This window comes from uncultured Tepidimonas sp., from assembly GCF_938045175.1.
Lineage (GTDB): Bacteria > Pseudomonadota > Gammaproteobacteria > Burkholderiales > Burkholderiaceae_C > Tepidimonas.
Genome location: NZ_CALIND010000102.1, coordinates 1 through 6,568, shown reverse-complemented (window position 1 = coordinate 6,568; position 6,568 = coordinate 1). Strand labels below are relative to the sequence as shown.

General features: G+C 66.3%; 6 protein-coding genes and 1 pseudogene. 6 read left to right on the top strand and 1 reads right to left on the bottom strand.

Going from position 1 to position 6,568, the window contains the following annotated elements:
* The 6 genes and pseudogenes from Q0716_RS05480 to Q0716_RS05455 form a co-directional block, all read left to right on the top strand.
* On the top strand, positions 1–1,144 hold a 1,144-nt coding region (locus Q0716_RS05480), incomplete at its 5' end, for an FAD-dependent monooxygenase (protein WP_299020590.1).
* A gap of 37 nt (positions 1,145–1,181) precedes the next feature.
* On the top strand, positions 1,182–1,391 hold the full coding sequence (locus Q0716_RS05475) for a DUF2783 domain-containing protein (protein WP_299020588.1): 210 nt from the start codon (positions 1,182–1,184) through the stop codon (positions 1,389–1,391).
* A 7-nt stretch (positions 1,392–1,398) separates the two neighbouring features.
* Positions 1,399–2,730 (top strand): fumarylacetoacetase, encoded by a 1,332-nt coding sequence (fahA, locus tag Q0716_RS05470; protein WP_299020586.1) that lies wholly within the window; start codon positions 1,399–1,401, stop codon positions 2,728–2,730.
* Between the two features lie 98 nt (positions 2,731–2,828).
* Complete coding sequence (locus Q0716_RS05465; protein WP_299020584.1) at positions 2,829–3,350, top strand: TRAP transporter small permease; 522 nt, start codon at positions 2,829–2,831, stop codon at positions 3,348–3,350.
* 1 nt (position 3,351) lies between these two features.
* Positions 3,352–4,674, top strand: a complete 1,323-nt coding sequence (locus Q0716_RS05460; protein WP_299020582.1) for a TRAP transporter large permease — start codon at positions 3,352–3,354, stop codon at positions 4,672–4,674.
* A 184-nt stretch (positions 4,675–4,858) separates the two neighbouring features.
* Positions 4,859–4,966, top strand: a pseudogene (locus Q0716_RS05455) (HrgA protein); the annotation flags it as partial.
* 64 nt (positions 4,967–5,030) lie between these two features.
* On the opposite strand, the gene rpoD reads toward Q0716_RS05455, so the two are convergent.
* The coding region (gene rpoD, locus Q0716_RS05450) for an RNA polymerase sigma factor RpoD (RefSeq protein WP_299020580.1) at positions 5,031–6,568 on the bottom strand (1,538 nt) is incomplete at its 5' end.

Here is a 6,568-nt window from a genome sequence, read left to right as displayed (position 1 = left end):
GCACGACGACCACGTGGTGCTGACGGTCGAGACGCCCGACGGCATCTTCAAGACCGAGGCCTCGTGGCTGATCGCCTGCGACGGCGCCAGCAGCGACACACGCCGCCTGATCGGTGCGGACTTCACCGGGCAGTTTTTCCAGGATCGATTCCTAATCGCTGACGTGGTGATGAAGGCCGACTTTCCGACCGAGCGCTGGTTCTGGTTCGACCCGCCCTTTCACCGCAACCAGAGCGTGCTGCTGCACAAGCAGTGCGACAACGTGTGGCGCATCGACTTCCAGCTCGGCTGGGATGCCGACCCCAACGAGGAGAAGAAGCCCGAGCGCGTCATCCCGCGCATCCAGGCGATGCTGGGGCCGGACGTGCCGTTCGAGCTGGAGTGGGTGTCGGTGTACCAGTTCGCGTGTCGGCGCATCGACCGCTTCCGCCACGGGCGCGTCATCTTTGCCGGCGACGCGGCGCACCAGGTCTCGCCGTTCGGTGCGCGCGGGGCCAACAGCGGCGTGCAGGACTGCGACAACCTGAGTTGGAAGCTCAAGGCCGTGCTGGACGGCGACGCGCCCGAGGCCCTGCTGGACACGTACCACGACGAGCGCGCCTTTGCCGCCGACGACAACCTGCGCAACTCCACGCGCTCGACGGACTTCATCACGCCCAAGAGCCGCACCTCGCTGCGCCTGCGCAATGCGGTGCTGGAGCTGGCGCGCACCGAGCCGTTTGCGCGCCCGCTGGTCAACAGCGGGCGGCTCTCGACGCCCACCCCGTATATCAACTCCCCGCTCAACACCCCGGATGCGGAGCCGTTTGCCGGGCGCATGACGCCGGGCACCAATTGCGCCGATGCCCCGATCGACGTCGACGGTCGACCCGCATGGCTGCTGAACCAGCTCGGGGATGGCTTCGTGCTGCTGGCGTTTGGGCCCGCTGAGCCGGTGCGCGTGGGCGGCGTCGAGGCGCGGGTGCTGCAGGTGGGCCGCGACCTGCACGACCCCACGGGCGTGCTCGCGCAGCGCTACGACGGCCAGCCCGGCACGGTCTACCTGATCCGGCCCGACCAGTACGTCGCCGCGCGCTGGCGCCGCTTCGACGCTGCTGCTGTCCAGGCCGCCCTGGCGCGTGCGCTGGCGCATGTGCGGGTTTGAACCGGGCTGTGCGCCGCGCCCTCATTCGGAGCTTGTCATGCCGCTGAACCGCCAACCCCACATCCCCGAGCCCGACGCCTTTTACGAGGAATTGATCAACGCCCAGCGCGACCTCACCGACGAGCAGGCGGAGATGTTTCTGGCCAAACTGGTGTTGATCCTGGCCAACCACGTCGGCGACCGCGCCGTGCTGTCCGAGGCGATCACGCTGGCGCGGGCCAACACCCTCGCCACCACTGCCGCTTGACCCTGTCATGTCCCTGATCAACGAAACCCACGATCCCGCCCTGCGCAGTTGGGTCGCCAGCGCCAACCAGCCCGGCCACGACTTTCCCATCCAGAACCTGCCGTTTGCCAGCGTACGTCGCCGTGGCACCGGAGAGCCTTTCCGCGGCGGCGTGGCCATTGGTGACGCCATCGTCGATCTCGCCGCGCTGCACCGCGCACATCCGTTCGACGGGCTGACGGCCGAGGCCCTGGCGGCGGGGGCCGAGCCCCAGCTCAACGCGCTGATGGGCTTGGGCCCGGCGCACTGGAGCGCGCTGCGGCTGGCGCTGTCGCACGCGCTGCGCGAGGGCAGTGCGCTGCGCGCCGTCGTCGAGCCCTGCCTGATGCCGCAGGCCGAGGCCGAGTACGGGCTGCCCGCCCGCATCGGCGACTACACCGACTTCTACACCTCCATCCATCACGCGACCAACATCGGGCGCCTGTTTCGGCCCGACAATCCGCTGCTGCCCAACTACACCTGGGTGCCGATCGGCTACCACGGGCGTAGCTCCAGCATCGGTGTGTCGCCGCAGGCGTTTCGCCGCCCGCGCGGCCAGATCAAGGCCCCCGACACTGCAGCGCCCGTGCTGGCACCCAGTCGGCGGCTGGATATCGAACTCGAACTCGGCGTCTTTGTGGGCCCTGGCAACGCGCTGGGCGAGCCCATCCCCGTGGCCGAGGCCGAGGCGCACGTGTTTGGCATCGTGCTGCTCAACGACTGGTCGGCGCGCGACATCCAAGCCTGGGAATACCAGCCGCTGGGCCCGTTCCTGGCCAAAAACTTCGCCACCACGATTTCGCCTTGGGTGGTGACGCTGGAGGCGCTGGCGCCGTTTCGTGTCCCGTTCGAGCGCCCAGCCGATCACCCCCCGCCCTTGCCCTACCTGGACCATCCCCGCCTGCGCGAGCAGGGTGCCGTCGACATCCAGCTCGAGATCGCGTGGCAGACGATGCGCATGGCAGAGCAAGGCCTGCCGCCGCACCCCGTTGCGCAAACCAACTACCGCTATGCGTACTGGACGCTGGGGCAGATGGTGGCGCACCACACCGTCAACGGCTGCAACCTGCAGCCCGGCGACTTGTTGGGCACGGGCACCCTCTCGGGCCCGCAGCCCGAACAGGCCGCCGCTTTCATCGAGCTGACGCAGGGCGGCAAACAGCCGCTGACGCTGCCCAGCGGCGAAGCGCGCACCTTCCTGGAGGACGGCGACACTGTCGTGCTGCGCGGCTGGTGCGAGGCGTCCGGCGCAGTGCGCATCGGCTTTGGCGAATGCCGGGGGACCGTGTTGCCCGCCCGGTCTGGCGATCAGGACCAGTAAACTTCGTCGCCCCGGGCGCGTGTGCTCGCCTCGGGCGTTCCATCGGCATCGGCGGGGCCCCCGGCCTGGGGGGCCGGGTTTTTTCACGGAATACCATGATGACGGATTGGGTTTTTCGGCTGGCCCGCTGGTCGGCCTTGACCGGCGGTTTGGTTCTCGTGGCGATCACGGTCATGGTCGTCATCAGCGTCACGGGTCGCGCGCTCACTGGGCTGGGGCTGGGCCCCGTGCCGGGCGACTTCGAACTCGTCGAGCTGGGCACGGGTGTGGCGGTTTTTTGGTTTCTGCCGTGGACGTTTCTGCGCGGCGGACATGCCACCGTCGACCTGCTCTACCACCACTTGCCACGCGCCGTTCAGCACGTGCTGACCTTGGTGTGTGACGTGCTCATGCTGTTGCTGTGGGCGGTGCTGACCTGGCGGCTTTGGGATGGCATGCTGGAGAAGCGCGAATACCTCGAGACCACCTTCATCCTGCAGCTGCCCGTTTGGTGGGCGTATGCCGCGTGTGTGGTCGGTGCTGCCATTGGCTGCCTGGCCTACGCGGCCAAGGTAGCGATCGATCTGGGACTGGCGCGCTACCCGCAGGGTTGGCCGGTGGCATCCGCGGGAGCGCATTGACATGACGGGGATCGAACTGGCCGCATGGTCGTTTCCGGTCTTGCTGGCGCTCATTTTCATTCGCGTGCCCATCGGGCTGGCCATGGCCCTCTGTGGAATCGGCGGGGCGGTGCTCATCTACGGCACGCCGGCGCCCCTGCTCAATCAGCTCAAGCAGGTCACGTTCACCACGTTTTCGAACTACAACCTTTCGGTCGTGCCGCTGTTTTTGCTGATGGGGCAGTTCGCGGCACTGGGCGGCCTGTCGCGCGCGCTGTTCAAGGCGGCCGAAGCCTGGATTGGCCACTGGCGCGGTGGCGTGGCCATGGCGGCCGTCGGTGCCTGTGCGGGTTTCGGCGCCATCTGTGGCTCGTCGCTGGCCACGGCCGCCACCATGGGGCAGGTGGCCTTGCCCGAGCTGCGCCGCGCCGGTTACTCGGGGGCGCTGTCCACGGGCTGTCTGGCTGCCGGGGGGACGCTCGGCATCTTGATTCCCCCCTCCGTGGTGCTCGTCATCTACGCGATCTTGACCGAACAGAACATCGCCAAGCTGTTCCTGGCCGCCTTCATCCCTGGCGTGCTGGCGGCCGTGGGCTACCTCATCGTCATCTCGCTGTACGTGCGGGCTCGGCCGAGCAGCGCCGGGCGCATGGCGCCCGCGCCCATGGCCGAACGCTGGAAGGCACTCGTCCAAACGTGGCCGGTGATCGTGATTTTTCTGGCCGTGGTGGGGGGTATCTACAGCGGCATCTTCACCCCCACCGAGGGGGCGGCCGTCGGGGCCTTCGGAACAGGGTTGGCGGCCTGGCTGGCCGGTGGCCTCAACGCCCGCACCCTGCGCGAAGCCATTTATGGCACCGCGGTGGCCACGGGCATGATCTTCATGATCGTGCTCGGTGCCGGCCTGTACAACACGTTTTTGGCGCTGTCGCAACTGCCGCAGGAGCTGGCGCAATGGGTCATCGGCCAGGGCCTTAGCCCGTGGGTGGTGCTGGCGGCGGTGCTCGTGATCTACCTGTTGCTGGGCTGTGTCATGGATTCGCTGTCCATGATCCTGCTGACCATCCCGATCTTTTTTCCGATGATCATGGGTCTGGATTTCGGCTTGACGCCCGAAGAGACGGCCATCTGGTTCGGCATTCTGGTGTTGATCGTGGTCGAAGTGGGCCTGATCACGCCGCCTGTGGGCATGAACCTGTTCGTCATCAACAACTTGGCGCGCGATGTGCCGATCCAACACACCTACCGCGGGGTGCTGCCGTTCGTTGTCAGCGACCTGGTGCGTACGGCGATCTTGGCCGCGTTTCCTGGTATTACCTTGTTTGCGCTATGGCTGACGTCGTGAAGCCCACCATGCCCGCAGACGGTGCGGGTGTGCATTCGACCGCACCCTCGATCTCGCGTGTCGGGTTGGTCGGGCTGGGGCCTAGAGCGCGTGCCGGAACATCCGGTGTGCACCGCCGCTACCGTGCCCGCTGCGGTGGCAGCAATACCGTTAAGATCGGCAACCGCTGGCTCTACCCCGATGCACGCTCAAGGAGCTGCGGATGCTGTTCGCGGCGCACGGCATGGGCTTGATCAAGCGGGACACCGAGAATCCGGCCGACAGCCAGATGTTGTTTCCAGCGCGCTTTCGGGTCCGCTGAGCGCCGGATCCGCTGCCCAACGGCCGTCCGCCAAGGGGCGATGGCCCCTCGGACGTCACAGGTTATCGAGGAAGCTGCGCAGCTTCTCCGAGCGGCTGGGATGCTTGAGCTTGCGGATCGCCTTGGCCTCGATCTGGCGGATGCGCTCGCGCGTGACGTCGAACTGCTTGCCCACCTCCTCCAACGTGTGGTCGGTGGACATTTCGATGCCGTAGCGCATGCGCAGCACCTTGGCCTCGCGCGGGGTTAGGGTGTCCAGGATTTCCTTGACCACCTCGCGCAAGCCAGCCTGCATGGCGGCATCGACCGGTGCCACGTTGCTTGTGTCCTCGATGAAGTCGCCCAGGTGGCTGTCGTCGTCGTCGCCGATGGGGGTCTCCATCGAGATCGGCTCCTTGGCGATCTTCATGATTTTGCGGATCTTGTCCTCCGGCATCCCCATTTTTTCCGCCAGGATCGAGGCGTCGGGCTCCACGCCAAACTCCTGCAGGTGCTGGCGCGAGATGCGGTTCATCTTGTTGATGGTCTCGATCATGTGCACCGGGATGCGGATGGTGCGCGCCTGATCCGCGATCGAACGCGTAATGGCCTGCCGGATCCACCAAGTGGCATAAGTGGAAAACTTGTAGCCGCGCCGGTACTCGAACTTGTCCACCGCCTTCATCAGGCCGATGTTGCCCTCCTGGATCAGGTCCAGGAACTGCAGGCCGCGGTTGGTGTACTTCTTGGCAATCGAGATTACCAGCCGCAGGTTGGCCTCGATCATCTCGCGCTTGGCGTCGCGCGACATGGCTTCGCCTTCGTTCATGCGCTTGTGGATCGCCTTGAGCTGCTCCAGCGGCACCACGACTTGCGTTTGCAGGTCGATGAGTTTTTGCTGCAACTCCTGGATGGCGGGGATGTTGCGCCCCAGCACCGCGCTCCACGGCTTGTTGGCCGCGGCTTGGCGTTCCACCCACTGCAGGTTGAGCAGGTTGGGCGGAAACTCGGCGATGAACTTCTCTTGCGGCATGCCACACTTGTCCACGATGATGCGGCGCAGCTCGCGCTCGATGCGACGCACCGTCTCGACCTGCTGGCGTACTTTGTCGCACAGCGTCTCGATCGCCTTGGCGGTGAAGCGGATCGTCATCAGGGTCTCGGTGATGCGCGCTTGCACCGCTCGGTAGCGCGGCGTGCCCCAGCCCTCGGCCTCGTAGACTTCGCGCAGCTCGTCGAACTGCGCGCGGATGGCGTCGAAGCGCTGTAGCGCCTCGCGCTTGAGCTCCTCCATCTTGCGCGTCAGCGCCTTGGAGCCGCCCTTGCCATCATCGTCGTCCTCGTAGTCGTCGAAATCTTCCTCGGCGACGTAGTCGTCGGCTTCGTCGGCGTCGGTAAAACCGTCCACCACCGCCGAGATGATGGTCTTGCCCTCGCGGATTTCGTCGGCCATGACCAGGATGTCGTGGATGATGGCAGGCGACTCCGAAATGGCTTCCATCATCTCGTGCAAACCGCGCTCGATGCGCTTGGCGATCTCGATCTCGCCCTCGCGCGTGAGCAGCTCTACCGGGCCCATTTCGCGCATGTACATGCGCACGGGGTCGGTGGTGC